The following is a 20,233-nucleotide window of genomic DNA, read 5'->3' on the forward strand; positions in this document are numbered from 1 at the left end:
CTTTTCTCCTTTAGAAATCTTCCAAATCATCAAGGACAGATAACGCATCTGACAGCTTCTTCACACCATACACTTTCATATCAGGGGGATTCTTTTTCGGCATATTTGCACTAGGTACAATTGCACGTTTAAATCCATGTTTTGCTGCTTCTGCAATACGCTCTTGCCCACTAGGTACAGGTCGAATTTCTCCCGCAAGTCCCACTTCACCAAATATCACTAAATCACGCGGTAAAGGACGATTACGAAAACTTGATACTAATGATAATAACAAGGCTAAATCTGCACTGGTTTCTGTGACTTTTACTCCACCAACTACATTCACAAAAACGTCTTGATCAGACATTTGTAATCCGCCATGGCGATGTAAAACGGCAAGTAAAATGGCAAGGCGATTTTGCTCTAATCCCACCGCAACACGCCGTGGATTAGACAACATTGAGTGGTCAACTAACGCTTGGATTTCCACCAGCAAAGGTCTTGTACCTTCCCACACCACCATCACAGAACTGCCTGAGGTAATCTCATCACCTCGGCTTAAAAAGATAGCTGAGGGATTGCTCACCTCCCGTAATCCTTGCTCTGTCATGGCAAAAACGCCTAATTCATTAACGGCGCCAAAACGGTTTTTATGACTACGTAAAGTACGAAAACGAGAGTCTGTTTCACCATCCAACATAACGGAGCAGTCGATACAGTGTTCCAGCACTTTAGGCCCAGCCAATGTGCCATCTTTTGTTACATGACCTACCATAATAATGGCAACATCATTAGTTTTAGCAAAACGGGTCAGATAAGCGGCTGTTTCGCGGACTTGAGCAACACTGCCTGGCGAAGATTGAATATCTGCCATATGCATCACTTGAATAGAGTCAATCACCATTAATTTAGGTTGTTCTTGTGAGGCAATTAAACAAATCTGTTCAATACTGGTTTCTGACAACATATTCAGTTCGGCTGTCGGTAAACCTAATCGGTGAGCGCGCATAGCGACTTGTTGTAGCGACTCTTCACCCGTGACATACAGTGTTTTCATTTCAGTCGCTAAACGGCACATAGTTTGTAGCAATAAAGTACTTTTACCTGCACCGGGGCTTCCCCCAATTAAAATGGCACTTCCGGGAACAACGCCACCACCTAGTACGCGGTCGAACTCTTTAAACCCTGTGGAAAATCGAGGTAATGCTTCAAGGCTAATTTCCGATAATTTTTGAACTCGGCTAACCCCTTTCGCATCACCCGCAAATCCACTAAAACGCTCGTTGCGGGAAGAAGGGGCTGCTGCAAGGCGTACTTCTGTAATTGTATTCCACGCATGACAAGCAGAACATTGCCCTTGCCAACGAGGGTAATCTGCACCACATTCATTACATACAAAGGCTCTTTTTGCTGCTTTTGCCACACTTCTCTCCCAACAATAACTATTTAGAAAAACACCCTTAGCGCTCTTCGTGTTTTAAACCACCACTTAAAATACACAATACACCCATTAGATCGGCGTGGCGGATCGCAACTTTTGCCTGAGCATACACTTTAGGTTTTGCATGATAAGCAATACCAAGCCCTGCTTTTCTCAACATTTTAAGATCGTTTGCACCATCCCCAATGGCAATTGTTTGCTCTATTGGGATCTCTAAATCTTTAGCTAAACGTGCAAGGACTTGTGCTTTATATTTCGCATCAACAATAGGGCCTTTAACTTTACCCGTTAGTTTGCCATCTTTAATTTCAAGATGATTAGCAACAGCAGCTACTAAACGTAATTTTTGTTTTAAGTTATCAGCAAAATACGTAAAACCGCCAGATGCGATAGCAATATGCCAATCCATCGCCTGAAGTTTTCGAACTAAGCTCGTTAACCCCGGCATAAGAGGCAAATCATCCATCACTTTTTGTAAAATAGAAGCGTCAGCACCTTTAAGTTCAGCAACACGCAGTTTTAAGCTTTCACTAAAATCCATTTCACCTTGCATTGCTCGCTCTGTTATCGCAGCAACTTTATCCCCCACTCCTGCTAATTTAGCGATTTCATCAATACATTCAATTTGAATTGCCGTTGAATCCATATCCATCACTAAAAGCCCAGGAGAACGTAAACGAGGAATTTCACCTAGAGGAACGACATCTAGGCCACATTCATCGGATAAACGGCGGATCCGGCGAGTTAGGCTACCTGCAATACGCACAACTTGGTAATCATCAATGCGCCATGAAGAAACCACGACGATTGCCACACCTAATTTATGTTGGAACTCACTTATTCTTTTCTTATCAAGTTCACGTCCATAAAGTAACCACCCACTATCTCCAGCACGGTAATCTAGTGGCATTACCTCTTCACCACTGAGTGATAACGGCAGACCTGGCCATTTACGGATTTCATCCGGTAAATAGCAATAGGTCAGACTATTTGACATACTTATTCTCCTGTTTTCCCCTGTCTGAACAAAATAATCGTTATTCAGCCTATTCTATCTCTGGCTCATCTGGCAACATGCACATACTTGCTTACGCAAAAGGATGAACATGCTTAAAGACAAACTAAAATTCAAACTACAAAAAACGGCGATTATACTGATTTGTATCGCACTATTGGCATTTCTTATGCAAGGCGCGTCTTATTTTAGCCGTGCAAACCAGCACGCCCGTATTACTCAGTTTGAAGAGCTTGCAAAAACGCTGGCAGAACAAGTTGCGTTCTCTTTATCCACTTATATAGATGACAGTAGCAAAGATAACGTAAATCCCCTCATTATGGCTAATTTAAATCATCTGACTCACGATAGTCGGGTGCTTGATGCCAGTCTTTATTTAGAAGATGGTACACAAATAGCGCATAGCGGTGAAAATGTCACTGTTAAAGAGCGATTAGCACTAGAAGGGCAAAAAAGTGGCGGTTCTTTTAATCATCAACTTGTTGTGCCTGTACCGGGCAAAGATAAACCTAAAGGTTTTTTAAGGCTTACGCTGGATACTCATCAGCTTGTCACTGAATCAAGCCAAGTCGATAACACAACAAATTTATTACGTGTCATGTTATTAGTTGCGCTTGCGATTGGCTTTTTGCTTTCTCATAACCTTCTTCAACTAACCCCCGTTCATTGGCAACAATCTCCTTATTTATTAACTGCCAATTTACCGCCACGTACTGAAAAAGAAGAGACTGAAGAAAACGAGAGTAATGAAGAAAAAGGATCTATTGAGGAAGATAACGACACGGAGAATAAAATAGAGAAGTCATAATTTTTATTCTATTGAGGAGTCACTAAGTGGGTTGAGTTATTCATTAGCTGAACTCACTTTTTTATTTCTAATTAACCATAATTTGAATTAGATATATCTAATTTATACGTATTTTCGTGCTATTTCCTTAATCTTTAAAGGGGTTTTGTTTAAAATCACGGTAAATTTTCACTAAGTCATTAACCTAAAAAGATAGGTTTTAAATCTTTTTCTGGCTCTTTGAGTACTGAGGTGGTTATGACTGAACAATCTGTTATCCAACGTTGTCAACAAATCGTAGAAAACCCAACCCTTTCCCCTGAACAAAAACGTCATTTTCTCGCTTTAGAAGCTGAAAATATGTTGCCTTATCCCTCACTTCCTGAGGATGCGGCTAAAGCACTGAATGAACGGGTTATCTGTGATATGTATGAAGGTCACGCCCCTTATAAACCGCGTTATGTGTTACCTGATTACGCGAAATTTTTAGCAAAAGGCTCTCGCTATTTAGAACTTGAACCTGCACAAGATTTTGACGATGCCTTAAACATGCTGACTATTCTTTATCATCATGTTCCTTCTGTAACCTCTATGCCTGTTTATTTAGGCCGCATTGATAAAATCTTACTGCCTTATGTTGGTGAACTGACTGAAGAACAGCTTTACCCTAAATTAAAACGCTTCTGGCGCTATCTTGATAGAACGCTACCAGATGCCTTTATGCACGCCAATATTGGCCCAGAAGACTCTGTTCTTACACGTCTAATTCTTAAAGTAGATGTTGAGCTTCAGCAAGTCGCGCCTAATCTCACATTTATTTATGATGCGAAATCAACACCTGCTGATTTACTTCACCAAGCTATCACCAATATTTGCCACAGTAGTAAACCGCATATTGCTAATGGTGCTTTGCAAGATGTGGTATTTGGCAAAGATGAATACGGGATTGTGAGTTGTTATAACTCTCTGCCTCAAAGTGGTGGTGGTAGCACCTTAGTGCGTATAAACCTCAAAGAGGTTGCACAGCGTAGCCAAAATAGCCCAGATTTTCTTGATAATGTATTGCCTTTTTATATGCAAAAACAGATTGAGATCATTGATGCTCGTTGTGAGTTTCTCTATGAAAAATCTAACTTCTTTAAACAGAGCTTCTTAGTTGAAGAAGGATTAATCTCACCTGATCGTTTTGCTCCTATGTTTGGTATTTATGGAATGGCCGAAGCCGTAGCGCTTTTACTTGAAAAAGAAGGTAAAAATGTTGCTTATGGTGATAATGAATCAGCGAATAAACTTAGCTATATGATCAGTGAAAAATTGGCTCAATTTGTTACCGAAACACCAGTAAAATACGGCTGGAACCACCGAGCAATGTTACATGCTCAATCAGGTATTAGCTCTGATATTGGCACAACACCTGCGACTCGTATTCCTTATGGTAAAGAGCCAGATCCTGTTACGCACTTAATGACCGTTGCTCCTCACCATCAATTTTATACCTCAGGGATCAGCGATATTTTAACGGTTGATGAAACCATCAAACAAAACCCTGATGCCCTAATGCAACTCTGCTTAGGCGCGTTCTCTTCTGGATTAAGAGAATTTACCGCCAATGTGGGCGGAAATGATCTCGTCCGTGTGACTGGTTATATGGTTCGCTTATCTGATTTGAAAAAGTATAAAGATGAAGGCTCTCGCCTTAACACTACTTGGTTAGGTGATGAAGCCACGGCAAATTGTCATATTGCTGAACGTAAACCACGAGTTATCAGTCATGAACAGCAGATGCGCTTCGATAAATAAGATACTCCCTTTCTCTTGCGTGGATGGCCCAGGCAATCGCCTGGCCATCTTTCTGCAAGGGTGTAATCTACGCTGCAAGAATTGTCACAATCCCTACACAATGGGGATCTGTGATAATTGTGGCGACTGTATTCCTACCTGCCCACAGCAAGCACTTTCATTACAAAATGGCGTAATGAGTTGGAACAGTACCAGTTGTGAACAATGCGACACTTGTATTCAACAATGCCCACGGCAATCAAGCCCAATGACCTTAACCTATACCGTTGATGAATTAATGGTTATTACACGTAAATATGCAGCATTTATTAATGGCATAACTGTAAGTGGGGGTGAATCTACATTACAACTTCCTTTTTTAATTGATTACTTTAAGGCAATCAAGAAAGCACCGGATCTTAAACACCTTACTTGTTTAATCGACAGTAATGGCACACTTTCACTTAATGGCTGGCAAAAAATCGCCCCTTATATGGACGGTGCTATGATTGATTTAAAAAGTTGGAATGAAGATACTCATATTTATTTAACAGGGCGTAGTAACCAACGAATTAAAGATTCAATCAAATGGTTAGCTAATAATAATTTGCTTACAGAATTACGCCTTTTATATATTCCAGAAAAAACAGATTATTTAGAGAATATTGAATTACTTTCCCAGTTTATTAATTCACTTGGTGAATCTGTATTAGTCCGTATTAATGCATTTCATCAACATGGTATTTATGGTGAAGCGAGTAAATGGGTGTCGGCACAAAAACAACATATTGATATATTTAGTAAAGAATTGAGAAAAAGAAATATTACAAATATTAACACCCCAGGGATATATTCATAATAAAAATCAATGTAAAATAAAAACAATAATTTCTAATTATTATGAATATAATTAGAAATGCATTTTAAAATAAAATTCATTTATATTGACAGAAAAAGAAGTTCAAATTAGTCTTCAAAAAAACCTGCCAAAATAAACGGAATGATATTTTATGTTTATGAATAAAAAGAAGCTAAAGCTATCGATTATTATTTCAATTATAATTAATTCTACATGTAGCTATGCTTTAAACGATCCATCAGAGCTAGTCTCCACAAAAAATATTGAATTTAATTTTGAATCTGTTGATAAAGATTCCCTTCTAAGATATGACAGCAATAGGCAAATTCATGGAAGAATGTTCCCACGAAATCTTCCAACAATCTTAGCATCTAAATATAATAATATAATAATAACATCAGATAAATATAACACTAATATCAGCCATGATATTGGTAAAACCTTTACTTCTTTGAAAATAAAAGATTTTAATAACATCAGTGCTCTTTCACTTTCAGAAGATGGTCATTATTTGACTGCTCATGGTGAGTATAATAACAACAGTGTGTTTTTTGTTTATGATGTTTTTTTAAAAGAAATAAAATTATTTAATCATAAAGATGATATTTCATATTATATTGAAGATGATTATTACTTTACTACTAATGATGGATTATTTAGCCTTTACTCTGAGGATAACGATCCTTATGCAAGGTATACTTCACCTAGCGAAAAGAAATTTTTTATCTTTGATAATGAAAATAAAAAAAGCATTTCACTCAGTGAGTGGAATAAAACAAAAATCAATAATCACATAGAAAAAAATAAATTTATTTTATTTGAAGATTTAGCTTTTATTAATAAATTAATCAAATTAAAACCTAATATTACTGCTCCATCCTTTAGTGGAAAATATCTTTATGGTACTTTACAACGGGAAAACCAAGAATCAAAAAGTGTTAGATTAGCATTTATTTATGATAAATCGAACGATGATGTAAAAATCATTTCGGATTCAGATTATGGCTCATCAAAAATCAATCAATTCTCTAAAAATGATCTAGCCGTTGGTTGGATTGAATCACGTATTAAACGCAGAAATGAAAGCAATGATAGATTAATTCGTGAGGCTTTTATCTATGATCCAACTAAAAATAAAATTAGAAAACCAATAATTAATAATACTGGATATGATCGTTATTATAATTCAGAAGCAACTGCTATTTCAGAAAATGGTGAATTTTTTGTTGGCTGGGTAGAGTACGGTAACAACATTATAAATAAAACGTCTCCATTATCAAAATATCTTAGAAATGCCTTCATCTATTTCGTTGAAGAAAACAAATCCCAATTATTACTAAATCTTAATAACGATATTAAAGAATCAGAAGCTCATTCTATTTCTAAAGATGGTAATACTGTATTTGGAATATCAAAAGACATCGATAGCACATGGAGAATGGTTGCATGGAACCTTGGAAGAAAGACTGATCAAGAAATAGAAAAAAACCAAAGAAAAGAAGCAATAAATATTAAGTTTGACACATTATTAGCAAATAACGATATTAAAAAAGTTACAGATAACTCTAATTTATTATTAGAGAAAATCGCTTTACTTAAAGAAAACATCAACACACAAAGAGAGGAATTATTAAATAAATTAGAAACAACTAAAAATGAAATGCATAAGGCTAATAAGGAAAGAGTAAGAATTGAAAATATCATTGATAAAGGTGAAGAAAATGGCGATCAAGATATATTTAACAGGTACTCAGATGAATATCATAGAAATAAATATAAAGAAGAAGAATATCAAAAAAATGTCGAAGACCTTAATACTAAAATAGCTAATTTCGACAAAGGAGAACAAAGTACAGAGTTAAAATTAACAGAGTATGAATATGAAAAGAGTAAAACCACTCTTAATGCACTAACACAAAAAAATGCGACAATAGAAGTAGATAAAAAACAACGTTTGGATGACGAAGCCAAAGCGGAGCAAGAGCGCTTAGCCAAAGAGCAAGCCGATAAAACCAAAGCGGAGCAAGAGCGCATAGCTAAAGAGCAAGCCGATAAAGCCAAAGCGGAGCAAGAACGTTTAGCCAAAGAGCAAGCCGATAAAGCCAAAGCGGAGCAAGAACGTTTAGCCAAAGAGCAAGCTGATAAAGCCAAAGCAGAGCAAGAGCGCTTAGCCAAAGAGCAAGCCGATAAAACCAAAGCGGAGCAAGAGCGCTTAGCCAAAGAGCAAGCTGATAAAGCCAAAGCGGAGCAAGAGCGCTTAGCTAAAGAGCAAGCCGATAAAACCAAAGCAGAGCAAGAGCGCTTAGCTAAAGAGCAGGCCGATAAAACCAAAGCAGAGCAAGAGCGCTTAGCCAAAGATCAAGCTGATAAAGCCAAAGCGGAGCAAGAGCGCTTAGCTAAAGAGCAAGCCGATAAAACCAAAGCAGAGCAAGAGCGCTTAGCCAAAGAGCAAGCTGATAAAGCCAAAGCGGAGCAAGAGCGCTTAGCCAAAGAGCAAGCCGATAAAGCCAAAGCGGAGCAAGAGCGCTTAGCCAAAGAGCAAGCTGATATTAAAGCTAAAGAAAAAGAGAAAGAAATAACAAAACCATCGATCATTATCAGCAAACCTATCGACATTGAAAACACCTATAAATCAATGCAATTAATGGCTGAAAACGGCTATAAGTTTATGGATATGCAACAAGGGCAATTGCGTTATCTAGCTTCTGCAACTTGCTCTGTAGGTGCTGAAAATGCGTGTATTAGTGGTTTTACACATTATCAAAATCTAAATAAAACTAATGCAACCCAAACAGGATTGAGTGGAGCTTATCGTTTTGATATCAAAAATATTCCACTCGTTGTCGGTTTGGCCATTGATACCGATGTCTCCTCTTCATTACCTAAAGGTTATCAATATCAAGGCTATGCATTACCTTTAATTGGTTTTAGTTTAGATTTAATACCGTCATTGAATGCTGAATTAAATAATAATGCACCACATTTTTCTTTAAAAGGTGCTTATTTAAATCGTAAAGTTTCTATTGAAAGACCTGCATTAGCAGGTACTGAATCGGGTAAAGGAAACGCCAGAATATCTGGTTATCATATTGATTTTCAAACTTATTACCCTTATTCATTATCAGATAATTTACTGCTAACGCCATTTGTAGGAATTACTTTTAATCAAATATCACGTTCAGCTTATAGTGAAACTCAAAATGCCCAATTTGCAGCACACTATGATGCCCTTAAAACGCATTCATTATTCGCCAAAATGGGATTAGGTATGGAGCATTTATTAGGTTCTTCTTTCATACTTAATACAAAAGCGGGCTTACTGTGGAACTTATCGCATTATCAAGGGGATTTTCGTAGCCATATTGACTATTTAGGTCAACAACAAATTGATTATTCAGAAAATAAAAAACAGGTAAAACAACGCCCATTTGCTAATGTTGGGATCACTTATCAGTTTGATAAGCAATCTTCTGTCACTACATCTGTAAATTGGGAAATGACAACCTATCGCAATCACGATATGCAAATTGGTGTAAGTTACACTTATCGCTTCTAATTCCTTATTGTTATATTTGGGGTTACTTTTAGCTGTATATTTAGCTTCCTATAAAGATATAGGGAGCTCTTTTTTATTAACTGATTGAATAATTCAAATTTGAAATAATAGAATTGTTTTTTTCTTCATTAACCCACCACACTTTGGTAGAAACTTTCTCAAGTAGTGCTTTATTGTGACTAAAAATAATCAAACTTAAAGGACGTTTCTGACTTTCATCGATTAATACTTGCCAAATATCGGCTTGAATTTGTGCATCTAACTGCGCCGTGACTTCATCTGCAATCAATATTTGAGTACGAGGATCTAACGCGCGCAATAACGCAATACGTGCAAGCTCGCCACCAGATAATTCATTAGGTCTACGCGTTAACCACTCTTGCTTGATCTTGAGTTTTTCGAGCCAATATTCATCAGGTGACCAAGCATCACGAACACTATCCCCTGTTGTTCGAAATGGATTAAAACATTTATCAGGATGTTGAGGGACTAATTGAATAGGGCAATAACCCTTATTAGATAATGGCTTGCCATTAATAAGAATTGAACCTTGAGTGGGTTTTTGCCACTGTGCTAAAACGCGACCTAATGTCGTTTTTCCTGTGCCACTTGGCGCTGAAATACCGAGTCGCTCTCCCGCATCTAACGAAAAGGAGAGATCTTGCCATAACACCTTACCTGCTTGCTCCACAGATAACTGTTTTAACTCTAAAAGTGGCATAAAGATAACTCCAGAAATAACAAATGAAATGTATAAAAATAAAACTTAAGAGCTCAATATTATAATGGATTAAGTGATGCTTCTTTTGTATTTATAAATTGTTGTTCAGGTAATGCATTCCAGAGTGTCTTTAACCACTCACTACCTTCATGACGATTAAGCACATTAGCAGGAATGACTTCGTTAACTTCACCCTGATTAAGCACCGCTATCGTATCCGCAAATCTTGCGGCTAAGGCTAAATCATGTGTAACCCAAAGCACTGATTTACCTTGATTGCATAACTCTCTTAAATGGCCTAATAACAAGCAGGCATGTTCATCATCAAGCCATGAGGTGATCTCATCCGCCAAAATATACTGTGCATTAGAGAGTGTTGCATTACAGGCTAATACTCGCTTTGCCATTCCACCAGACAATTTTGCCGGATACGTTTTTACTAATGAGCCCGAAAGGTGATAAAGCCCTAACTGTTGCACAATATCATCAGACGAAACATCTGCGCCACTTAAACGCGCAGAGCGACTTAATTGATCACCGATGCAGATCAACGGATTGAGAGCGCTGACACCTTGAGGAATATAACAAAAGGTATTCCCACGATAAGCAATCAGTTCCCGTTCACTTAGTGTGTGCCCATTTAATTTAATCGCACCACGAACTCGCATGTTGGCAGGTAAAAGGCCTAACGCACTTTGTAATAACAGGCTTTTTCCTTCACCACTGCCGCCTACTAATGCCAGCATTTTTCCGGGCTTAATATCCAGTGAGATTGATTTTAGCAACGGTTGCCAATTTCGTTTTCCTAACCAACGAAATTGTGCGATATCAATGGAAAGCTGTTCAAAACTTAACATCCTGCCCCTCTTAACCATAATTGTTGCATTGCTTTAGCAAATTGATCGAAAATCAATACTAAGCACATCAAAATCAATCCAGGAAACACCACCATCCACCAAGAGCCTGTACTTAAATAACGTAATGCATCAGATAACAATAAACCTAAAGAAGGTTCATGAGCAGCCTGACCAAAACCGAGAAAACTTAACGCTGCACTGTGTAATACTGCGTGAGGAAACATTAACAAGGTTCCCACGATCCACTGAGGTAACAGCATAGGAATATAGTGTTTTTTTACGCACTCAAAAGGCGTGTTGCCAATACGACGCGATAACATTACATAATCAGCTTCTCTAATACGCTGAATTTCACCTCGTAAAATTAAAGCTAATTTAGGCCAATGGGTTAATGCCACAGCCCAAATCACCCCTTGTTGCCCACCACCTAAGGTAAAACAAATTAAAATCAACAGTAATAAATGAGGTAATGCTAAAAGCGCATCAACAACGCCTCTTACAAAAAAATCACAATAACGATTAATTGAGGAGATACCAGCAAAAATTAAAGCGATTGCACCACTCACAATCGCACTTGTTACACCGATATTTAAACTACTTAACATGCCTTGAAAACAACGTAGCCACAAAGAGCGACCTAAGTTATCAGTACCGAACCAATATTGATCTGACGGAGCCTGATTTCTAGCCAAAAAGTCCATTACGATATCAGTATGAGAAACAGAAAAACCATATGCAACTAGCCCAATTAACGCGAGGGTAACTAATAAAAGTCGTAGCAAAGGCTTGTTCGGATCGTAAATCATGAGTCTCGTAAAATTCCTTTATTAATACGTCTTAATAAGATATTAGAAATACTATTACCAAAGAAAATCAAAATAGTGCTGAAAACAACAATTCCCATTAACAGAGGAATATCGCCTCGTAATCCTGCATCAACCGTTGCTTGTCCTAAGCCTGGATAAGCAAATACTTTTTCAGCTAAAAGAGAGCCACCAAGTAATTCACCAATTGATGCAAACTGTAAGCAAAGTGCAGGCGTAATGGCATGACGTAGAACATGAAATAGCATCATAGCCCAACCTTTATCACCTTGGGCCTTAGCGAAATGGATAAATTCACTGCCCATCACTTCAGCGACTTTCGCACGAGTATGCAAAGCGATATTCCCGGTACCTAATAATCCAAGCGCAATCATAGGTAAGATAAGATGAGAAAGACGCTGGCTTAATGTTGCCGTTTCAGCACTACTTCCCATCGGCCAAGCACAACAAATTGGTGCCCAATGTAAAGTGACAGAAAACAGAGATAGCAGCAGTAATCCCACCCAAAACGTCGGTAATGCCGCTAATAGATAAGATAAAGTAGAGATAATTCTATCTGGCCAACGATTAAGATATCGACCAGCGACTAATCCCATCACAACGCCAATAACACCTGAAAATACCCATGCTGAAAAAAGCAAGATAAACGAAGGTCCTGCACGTTCACGAATAACATCAATAACGGGCATGTTATACAACATGGAATAGCCAAAATCCCCTTGAATGATTTGGCTAAACCAAAGCCAAAATCGCATCCATAAAGGCTGGTCAATTCCCCAACGTGCCGCAATTAAAGGATATTGTTCCGGAGGAACATTCAGTAGATCACTACCGATATAGGCCTTAATAGGATCTATCGGTGAAAAACTTAATAAAATAAAAACACCTGCTGTTGTCACCAACAGCAGGCAGAGTAATCGCAGGAAAAAACCTACACTTTGACGTATTACTGACAAGTCCACTTCCAAGTATCTACGCTATTTAATAATGACCATGAACCATGGATTTCAGGTGTTCCTGTACCCAGATCAACACAAGGATTAGTTAGGTAAGTATGTTGCACATTCATCAACCAAGCCCAAGCAGCATCACCTTTTACACCAACGCCATTTTTACCATCCCATTCCACTGCTTTCCAATGAGGAACGGCTTCTTGCCATGTATGGGCATCAAGTGCGGCTTGTAGATGTTTTTCGACTTCAGGATTTTTATAATAACCCGGATTATAATAACCAACACCAGCAGCATTCGCACTGTAGTGATGATATAACTCCATAGGATCAAGACTACCCCAGCCAAATAAAGTCGGATTTGAGTGCATATAGCGCTCTACAGTATCCCAACTGCCTGATTTAAGATCCATTTGAATGCCGAGAGGTTGTACTAGCGCACGAATTGACTCGGCTAAATCGCGACGAGTTGCATCACCACTGGTATACCATAAGGTGAGTTTCGCCTCTAAACCGTCTTTTTCACGAATACCATTTTTATTGAGTTTCCAACCGGCATCTTCAAGAATTTGTTTTGCCTTTTCAACATCACCATCTTTAAATGCAGCCTCAGTTTGATCCCAAGGAAGCCCTTTTACACCGGTATACGCAGGAACGGCATAACCATCAAGCACTTGCTCTGATAACAATTTGCGGTCAAGAGCATAGTTAATCGCTTTACGAATAGCGATATCTGCGGTGATATCGTTACCAATATCATAACCTTGTGCATTCTTTGCGCCTGATTTTACCATTGGAAAAACAATACCACGGTTTTCAACACTCGGCCTTTCCCACAATTTCGTATTGGGCAAATTCTTAGCCATTGTAGCCGTTGCTGGTGGAATACGCACAATACCCAGTTGCCCACTTTGAGCAGCAGCAAAAGCTGCATCTTCATCTAGGAAAACAAAAATGAGTTTTTCAAAATCATTTTTCTGCCCCGCATAATAAGGGTTAGCTTCAACAATTAATTGCTGACCAGGTTGGAAACTTACCATCCGATAAGGGCCTGCACCAATCGGCTTTTGTGCGTAGGTTTTTTCATCATACTTATCAGCAGAAACAATACCTAAAGAGCCTAGTACGTTCACAAAAGTACTTTGTGGTGCTTTTAACGTAATAGTGACATTTAAATCATCATCGGCTTTGGCTGAAAGGAAGTTACCCATATCCACTTTACCGCCACTGGCAGCCGCATTGTTATAGGTAAAGACGATATCTTTTGCTGTAAGTGGCAAGCCATCAGAGAATTTTAAGTCAGGTTTTAAGGTTAATTTCCATGTTTTACCATCTTCACTTGGCTGATAGTCACTTAACATATTGCTATACCAAGAGAGATCCGCCTTTTGCTTCAATAATGGGCTATGAAGAAGTAAATAACTACCATGGCTCCATCCCAGCATTGGGTCAAAACCTTCGGTTGGCTCTTCACCAATGGCTAATTTCAACGTTTGAGCAGATGTTGCAAAAGGGGCACTTAATGCAGCTAAGCAAGTCAACGTAATTAATGATTGACGCCAACCAAACCGAATAGACATAAAACATTCTCCGATTTTTTTAGATACAACTTATCATCAGTCTCTATCTAAATAAGATGAAGAGGCTGAAACAAGATAAATAACAATAATAATTATGATGTTCTGCAACTTGGTACAGATAAAGGCTAAACCAGCGACATCATAATAAGTTTTTTTATTCAACTACTCGAATAATATTCGACAGTTTATTGATTTCACATAAACTTTTATTAAGCAGTAATACTCATTATGGCAAACTTCTAGCAAGTGCACAGTATTTTTCTAATAAATAAGTTATATATTTATCATTGAATTTATCAGTGAGCGTAAAACGAAATAAAGTGACTTTTTAACGAAATTAAATTATTTCTTTTTATTTAATTTACACTGAAAATAAAAAAGGCACATTATTGTGCCCTCTTGTGATCATGTATTTAATATTCTTTTTAATTTGAAATAGCGTCGTCCTAAACGCCAACGCAATCTAAAATCTTTCGCATTCTGCCAGATAAGTGTCCAAATTCCTCTATCAAAAAATTCTTTAACTATTTGTTTTTTAACTTCAATAGATTGAATAGAACCGATTGAGTGAATAATGCCTAAACCTTCTTTGGCAATTTGCCAATAGCATGCATTGATATTTTTAGTGACATCCTTATGCTTTTGATTAATAGCATCAAGCATCTCTAATATTTTCATGTAATTATGAATTGTTCGAACATGAATAGCATCATCCGGTGTTGTATGAGAAACAGATCCAGAGTGAATAAAATAATCGTAGTAACGCTCATCAATATATTTAACACGTTTAGCGGTTAATAATGCTTCTGTTGTCCACGGAATATCTTGATGATGTAAACCTGGCTCAAAATAATAACCATGAGCAAGTAGAAAATCGCGACGATAAATATTTAACCAAGTTACATGTAAAAACTTTTTCGATTCAAGAGCACGCTCAAGCCATTGAGGCCCCGTTAAAACATCTGTTGTCTGTAAGCGGTTAGATGGAAATATAGGTCGTGAAGGGCGCCCATCTGCATAGACATAATTACCATTACAAGTTGCAATATCTAAATCATCAGCAAGCGCGATTTCAAGTAGACGTGGATACATTCTGGCATCAATGACATCATCAATATCAGGAAACGCCACATATTGGCCACGAGCTATTTTAAACCCTGTATTTCGAGCAACGGAAACACCTTGGTTTTCTTGTGTCAAAATAGTGACATCAGGAAATTTATCCTTCCATTCATAAAGTAATTTTAATGAATTATCGTTAGAACCATCATCAACAAGAATAAGCTCCCAACTTGGTAGTTTCTGCGCTTGTAAATAACTAAAAAATTCTGATAAAAACTTCTCGCCATTATAAACGGCGACCACAATACTTAATTGAGGTACAAAAGAAGACATAACCAACCTTTTATTCTTTCTAATAAGCAACTTTCGTTCTGAACATATTGGGCAAGGATAGCAAAGATACTAGCCTCAATATGGAGCTATTCTTGCTATTCACTCGTTATGCCTAAGTAAAAAGCTACTTTTTTGCTAATTTGAAGTAAAAATCATTATTAATAAAGAATAAGTATAATTAACTTTTAAGATACCCTATGAAGAACAGGTTAAGCAGGATTGTTTTTTAAAAGAAATTACTAAAGGAAAAATTAAGGTTAGTGCATAAAAAGCATGTTATTAGCCACAACTTTATTTTAATGAGTAATATAAGTGTCATTAAGTTCTTTTTTATGCTTTAATGAGTAATATAGCACTCATTAAGATATGAAGGATAATTGATATGGAAAAGATAACATTACAAGCTTTCCTGAACCAAGAATGGGTAGATATTGCCATTATTAATTTTCCTAAGTATGACCGTATGTTATATGCCAGTAAATATGATATTACTTATCCAATTACTGAGTTGGAATATGAAACAAGTTATTCAATAGAGCATCTTTATCAAGATGATCAACATGCCGTTTCTATTAATCATCCTGTTGAACTTTATTTTGATGATAGTGGCTCACCTGGCTGGCTTAAATTCTTAGATGATATTGTGCCTAGTGGAGCAAGTCGACGATATTGGCTCCAATATCTTGATATTGCTGAACTTAGCACTGAGCAACAAAATTATGAATTACTTCATCACGGTACTATTTCTCCCATTGGAAACTTAAGAGTAAAAGAGTCATTACCCGCACCGTCTCCCTTAAATAGAAATCTTTTTTTCACTATTAATGATGTAAAGAATCGTGCGAGTGACTTTTTAGATTATGCTCAACGTAAAGGAGCGGCAGCTGGTGGTGCAACAGGTGCTGGAGGTGAGGCCCCCAAATTATTATTAAGGTGCAATGATAATGAGGAAGTTTGGATTGATACTTATCAAGACGATATATCTAATCTTGATAAATATTATTTAGTTAAATTTCCTAGAGGGAGCCGTTCAGTTGTAGATTGTAATATTTTAAGAACAGAATATCATTTTTATCATGAACTTACAGATATGGGATTCGATACGATCCCAATTAAAGATATGCGTTTAGAAGAAGGTGATAATTATCCTTCTTTATGGTTACCTAGGTTTGATATAAAAATAGAAAATAATAAAATTATTCGTTTAGCTATGGAGTCTGTCTATTCCATATTGAATAAAGCACCAGGTACAACGCTATATCATGAAACTGTTATCAAAGAATTAATAGATAAAATTAACCAAAGCAATATGGTTACTGAGTTTGGTTTTCAATTTAATACGGCAAATTTTATTATCGAGTGGGTAAGGCGAGATTTATTAAATATTATTTTTGGTAATAGTGATAATCATGGGCGAAATACTTCTTTAATAAGATATAACAACGCAATTTATCTCGCACCTATTTATGATTTTGCACCGATGAAAGCGGATCCAGAAGGTATTGCTAGAACGACAAAATGGGGCTCTCACAGTGAAATTGGCGGCGAGTACAATTTTATTAATATCGCAGATTCTTTATCTGATTTAATAGCACCAGAACAATTACTTAATGCATTACAAGAAACAGCACAACAATTGCTGACTTTAAAAGAAAGATTAGAAATGAGGGGTGTACCTACGCAAATTTTAACCATGCCTTCATTTGGCTTTGATTTCATACCTAACAAATTAGAACGCTGGGGATTATTACCATGAACAATGTTGAAAATAAAAATCACATAGATAAATTTCCCACCAGAGCTTCTAGAAAGCATCAGTTTGTAGCAACAACTGATAGAAAACAAGTTATTAGCAAGATCATGGCTCATCTGTTATTCGGAGAAATAACTCAAGGAGAAGCATTGAAAATGTTAAGGATTAAAGTTCTAGGTTTGAATCAAGATCTTTATGCAAAACTCATCAATGTTTCACGTAAAACCTTGTCTGAAATAGAAAATGATAGAGGTAATTACTCTGCTGATATCATTAATAAAGTATTCAAACCTTTTGGCTTAAAAGTAGGACTTGTTCCTTCTTCACCACATATTTTATCTTCACTATTAAAAGAATCCCCTCCAATTAATGAGTAATATAAGTGTCATTAACGCTTTTTTTTGTAGCTAATGAGTAATATAGGTGTCATTAATGAAAAACATCCGCAAAGCGGATGTTTTAATTTTTATCTATAAACTTTGGATACTTGTTTTATTTTTATTCTTCGATATCTTCTTCATCACAAACTTCAAGCTCTGGAAAGTAATCAACTCGCCAAGACTTGATCCCTTGATACACTTTATCAACGGCATTTTTTACGGCTTCAGTCATTGGGTAATAAAAACCGACTAAATCAGGTTGGATCCCTAGAAAAGTAATATCAGGAATATCATCTTTTAATTGATCAATAAGAAAATTCAGCGGCATATTATGGGTGCTCATAATAAACATTTCCGCTATATAATCAGGATCTATCACCCTGATCTCACCTGGATTTAAACCAATGTCAGCAGCATCAACAACGACAACACATTGCGGTTGTAACTCTCTTACTTGGTAAGAAACATTCTCAGGCGCACTTCCCCCGTTGATAACAATCCATCCATCAATTGGGTTTGCTTCCATTAACTCAGCAAGCAGAGGGCCTGCACCATCGTCGCCCATCATGCTGTTACCGACCGTTAATACCACTTTAGGTGCTGTCATTGTTTTACTCATGGTTTTCTCTTCACAATCAAATAAATAGCAGGTTCTGCGTGGATCTCACCCAGTAATTTAATCAGCGTTTGACTCCATTCACTAAAAATAGGATCGTCATTTTTAATAATAGGATCAAATGCTAACGCTAATAAGTGAGTATGCTCCGAGTTAATATTGATTTCACCAAATGTCAGCAATCCCTGCATTTTGCGTTTTGCTTCACCTTCAGGTAATAAATCAATCCATGCTTTATATTTTTCTAAAGGACAGACTAGCTCTGTTTTTAGACAATCAATCATACCCACGTGGTGACCAATCGCGAGCGAATAGTACATCACCTGTTGCGCTTGCTCAGGAATATCATCGTCGCTATCAACAAACTTTTGTCTTAGTGACCAAAAGTAAACTTTAGCGTCATCAGGCATAAATTCCCCCTTGGCTTAATGAATAGACAAGACGTTTTACAATCTCTGATAAACGAGGATCGTTAGCTTGTCGTAGCCATTCATCAACACGTCCACTCACTTCTTGAATAGTGGCACCTTCTAATAAGGTAAGGAAATGATCACTGATTTGTCTTCCTTGATAATAACCAGCAAGACGACGTGCTTCACGCTCAATCATCACTCGAGCATCTAGAGGAATAGAAGGCAGAATTAGAGATGCTTTCTCATTTTCTACTTCAATATGTGATTCGCCTTTTAATTTTTGGTCTAACAAACCCAATGCAACAGCAAAACCATAAATCGTTGCAGCTGGCGTTGGAGGACAACCAGGGATCCACACATCAATAGGTACGATAGATTCGCTACCACCCCATACGCAATACAGATCGTGGAAAATACCTCCACCACAACCACAAGCACCATAAGAGATACAAATTTTTGGATCTGGCGCTGATTCATAAGCACGTAATGCAGGAACACGCATCTGGCGCGTTACTGCGCCAGTGAATAATAAAATATCAGCGTGACGAGGTGAGGCTACCACTTTGATACCAAAGCGTTCAGCATCAAAAACCGGTGTAATTGCGGAGAAAATTTCAATCTCACAACCATTACAACCACCACAGTCAACACGATAAACATAAGCTGAACGCTGAATATCTTTCAACAATGTCTGTTTTAGCTTTTGTACCTGATCATCAAGGGTGATCGGTTGGCTAACATGATGATTAATGGGAATTTCTGGTAGACTCATTTTATTGTACTCCCAATTTCGCCCACACTAATATTTTCACGACCATCAGATAACAAGTTATGTTTACGCTTACATTCAGGGCAAGTTTCAAATTGTGGGCGCATTGCTTCTACTGTTTGCTCATCCCAACCTGATTGCACTAATAGCTCCATCGCATATTCAACTGATTTTCTAGGCGTAAATGGTTGATGGCATTCACGGCAATTTAATAATTTAAAAGTCCCTTTAATATAAAGATCTGACTTTTTAGTCACTGCCGTTTCAAACATATCGGATAAAACAATCGCTCTTGTTGGGCAAACTTCTTCACAACGACCGCAGTAAATACAGCGACCAATGAATAATTGCCAATGACGCTCGCCTGTTTCCAAATTCGTTTCCATCGTTAACGCATTAGCAGGGCAGGCTGCGGTGCAAGCACCACAGACAATACATTGCTGTGCATCATATTCAGGCTTTCCTCTGAAACCATCAGGTAAATCCAGAGGCTTAAATGGATATTTGGTCGTTGCTTCGCCTGTTTTGATTATGGTTTTAAACAATTTTAACATCGTTC

The 20,233-nt window shown here is 37.4% G+C and carries 18 protein-coding genes; 6 read left to right on the plus strand and 12 right to left on the minus strand.

From position 1 onward, the window contains the following. Nucleotides 1-10: 10 nt before the first annotated feature. Both radA and serB read right to left on the minus strand, forming a co-directional pair. The gene (gene radA / locus GTH25_RS15395) at nucleotides 11-1,402 is read right to left on the minus strand and encodes a DNA repair protein RadA (protein WP_075672711.1); all 1,392 of its coding nucleotides are present in this window, start codon (nucleotides 1,400-1,402) and stop codon (nucleotides 11-13) included. Between the two features lie 37 nt (nucleotides 1,403-1,439). Next, nucleotides 1,440-2,417 carry a phosphoserine phosphatase gene (serB, locus tag GTH25_RS15400; RefSeq protein WP_075672712.1) on the minus strand — a complete coding sequence of 326 codons (978 nt, stop codon included), beginning with the start codon at nucleotides 2,415-2,417 and terminating at the stop codon, nucleotides 1,440-1,442. Nucleotides 2,418-2,526: 109 nt separating this feature from the next. Here serB and GTH25_RS15405 point away from each other — a divergent pair, with 109 nt between their 5' ends. The 4 genes from GTH25_RS15405 (at nucleotide 2,527) to GTH25_RS19260 (ending at nucleotide 9,416) form a co-directional block, all read left to right on the plus strand. Continuing rightward, entirely contained in the window at nucleotides 2,527-3,243 is a 717-nt protein-coding gene (locus GTH25_RS15405) for a YtjB family periplasmic protein (RefSeq protein ID WP_075672713.1), read from the plus strand. Between the two features lie 237 nt (nucleotides 3,244-3,480). Next, nucleotides 3,481-5,022 carry a YjjI family glycine radical enzyme gene (locus tag GTH25_RS15410; RefSeq protein ID WP_099660239.1) on the plus strand — a complete coding sequence of 514 codons (1,542 nt, stop codon included), beginning with the start codon at nucleotides 3,481-3,483 and terminating at the stop codon, nucleotides 5,020-5,022. Next, complete coding sequence (locus GTH25_RS15415; RefSeq protein WP_075672715.1) at nucleotides 4,994-5,860, plus strand: YjjW family glycine radical enzyme activase; 867 nt, start codon at nucleotides 4,994-4,996, stop codon at nucleotides 5,858-5,860. Before GTH25_RS15410 ends, GTH25_RS15415 begins: the two co-directional genes overlap by 29 nt. A gap of 151 nt (nucleotides 5,861-6,011) precedes the next feature. Then, nucleotides 6,012-9,416, plus strand: coding sequence for an autotransporter domain-containing protein (locus tag GTH25_RS19260; RefSeq protein ID WP_238795293.1), 3,405 nt, complete (start codon nucleotides 6,012-6,014; stop codon nucleotides 9,414-9,416). Between the two features lie 76 nt (nucleotides 9,417-9,492). Here GTH25_RS19260 and GTH25_RS15425 read toward each other — a convergent pair whose 3' ends face one another. The 6 genes from GTH25_RS15425 to GTH25_RS15450 all read right to left on the minus strand — a co-directional run bounded on the left by GTH25_RS15425 (nucleotide 9,493) and on the right by GTH25_RS15450 (nucleotide 15,743). Next, a complete protein-coding gene (locus GTH25_RS15425; protein WP_075673452.1) occupies nucleotides 9,493-10,137 on the minus strand; it encodes an ATP-binding cassette domain-containing protein in 645 nt (214 codons plus the stop codon). Between the two features lie 59 nt (nucleotides 10,138-10,196). Continuing rightward, nucleotides 10,197-10,994, minus strand: coding sequence for a nickel ABC transporter ATP-binding protein YntD (locus GTH25_RS15430; protein WP_075673451.1), 798 nt, complete (start codon nucleotides 10,992-10,994; stop codon nucleotides 10,197-10,199). After that, complete coding sequence (locus GTH25_RS15435) at nucleotides 10,988-11,800, minus strand: nickel ABC transporter permease YntC (RefSeq protein WP_075673450.1); 813 nt, start codon at nucleotides 11,798-11,800, stop codon at nucleotides 10,988-10,990. The genes GTH25_RS15430 and GTH25_RS15435 overlap by 7 nt, the downstream gene beginning before the upstream one ends. After that, complete coding sequence (locus GTH25_RS15440; RefSeq protein WP_075673449.1) at nucleotides 11,797-12,780, minus strand: nickel ABC transporter permease YntB; 984 nt, start codon at nucleotides 12,778-12,780, stop codon at nucleotides 11,797-11,799. Before GTH25_RS15440 ends, GTH25_RS15435 begins: the two co-directional genes overlap by 4 nt. Then, on the minus strand, nucleotides 12,765-14,348 hold the full coding sequence (locus GTH25_RS15445; protein WP_164530721.1) for an ABC transporter substrate-binding protein: 1,584 nt from the start codon (nucleotides 14,346-14,348) through the stop codon (nucleotides 12,765-12,767). The genes GTH25_RS15440 and GTH25_RS15445 overlap by 16 nt, the downstream gene beginning before the upstream one ends. A 405-nt stretch (nucleotides 14,349-14,753) precedes the next feature. Then, complete coding sequence (locus GTH25_RS15450; RefSeq protein ID WP_156734136.1) at nucleotides 14,754-15,743, minus strand: glycosyltransferase; 990 nt, start codon at nucleotides 15,741-15,743, stop codon at nucleotides 14,754-14,756. A 382-nt stretch (nucleotides 15,744-16,125) separates the two neighbouring features. Between GTH25_RS15450 and GTH25_RS15455 the strand changes: the two genes are divergently transcribed. Beyond that, nucleotides 16,126-17,499, plus strand: a complete 1,374-nt coding sequence (locus GTH25_RS15455; RefSeq protein WP_098941872.1) for a type II toxin-antitoxin system HipA family toxin — start codon at nucleotides 16,126-16,128, stop codon at nucleotides 17,497-17,499. Further along, nucleotides 17,496-17,873 (plus strand): helix-turn-helix transcriptional regulator, encoded by a 378-nt coding sequence (locus GTH25_RS15460; protein WP_098941871.1) that lies wholly within the window; start codon nucleotides 17,496-17,498, stop codon nucleotides 17,871-17,873. Before GTH25_RS15455 ends, GTH25_RS15460 begins: the two co-directional genes overlap by 4 nt. A 121-nt stretch (nucleotides 17,874-17,994) precedes the next feature. Here GTH25_RS15460 and hycI read toward each other — a convergent pair whose 3' ends face one another. From hycI to hyfH, 4 genes are read right to left on the minus strand one after another with little or no spacing between them, the layout of a single operon-like run. Beyond that, the gene (hycI, locus tag GTH25_RS15465; RefSeq protein WP_164530722.1) at nucleotides 17,995-18,495 is read right to left on the minus strand and encodes a hydrogenase maturation peptidase HycI; all 501 of its coding nucleotides are present in this window, start codon (nucleotides 18,493-18,495) and stop codon (nucleotides 17,995-17,997) included. Beyond that, a complete protein-coding gene (locus tag GTH25_RS15470; protein WP_088494545.1) occupies nucleotides 18,492-18,902 on the minus strand; it encodes a formate hydrogenlyase maturation HycH family protein in 411 nt (136 codons plus the stop codon). The genes hycI and GTH25_RS15470 overlap by 4 nt, the downstream gene beginning before the upstream one ends. Beyond that, a complete protein-coding gene (locus GTH25_RS15475; protein ID WP_072069032.1) occupies nucleotides 18,895-19,677 on the minus strand; it encodes an NADH-quinone oxidoreductase subunit B family protein in 783 nt (260 codons plus the stop codon). The genes GTH25_RS15470 and GTH25_RS15475 overlap by 8 nt, the downstream gene beginning before the upstream one ends. Beyond that, the gene (hyfH, locus tag GTH25_RS15480; protein ID WP_075673442.1) at nucleotides 19,674-20,228 is read right to left on the minus strand and encodes a hydrogenase 4 subunit H; all 555 of its coding nucleotides are present in this window, start codon (nucleotides 20,226-20,228) and stop codon (nucleotides 19,674-19,676) included. The genes GTH25_RS15475 and hyfH overlap by 4 nt, the downstream gene beginning before the upstream one ends. Nucleotides 20,229-20,233 lie beyond the last annotated feature (5 nt).

Source organism: Proteus terrae subsp. cibarius (assembly GCF_011045835.1).
Lineage (GTDB): Bacteria > Pseudomonadota > Gammaproteobacteria > Enterobacterales > Enterobacteriaceae > Proteus > Proteus cibarius.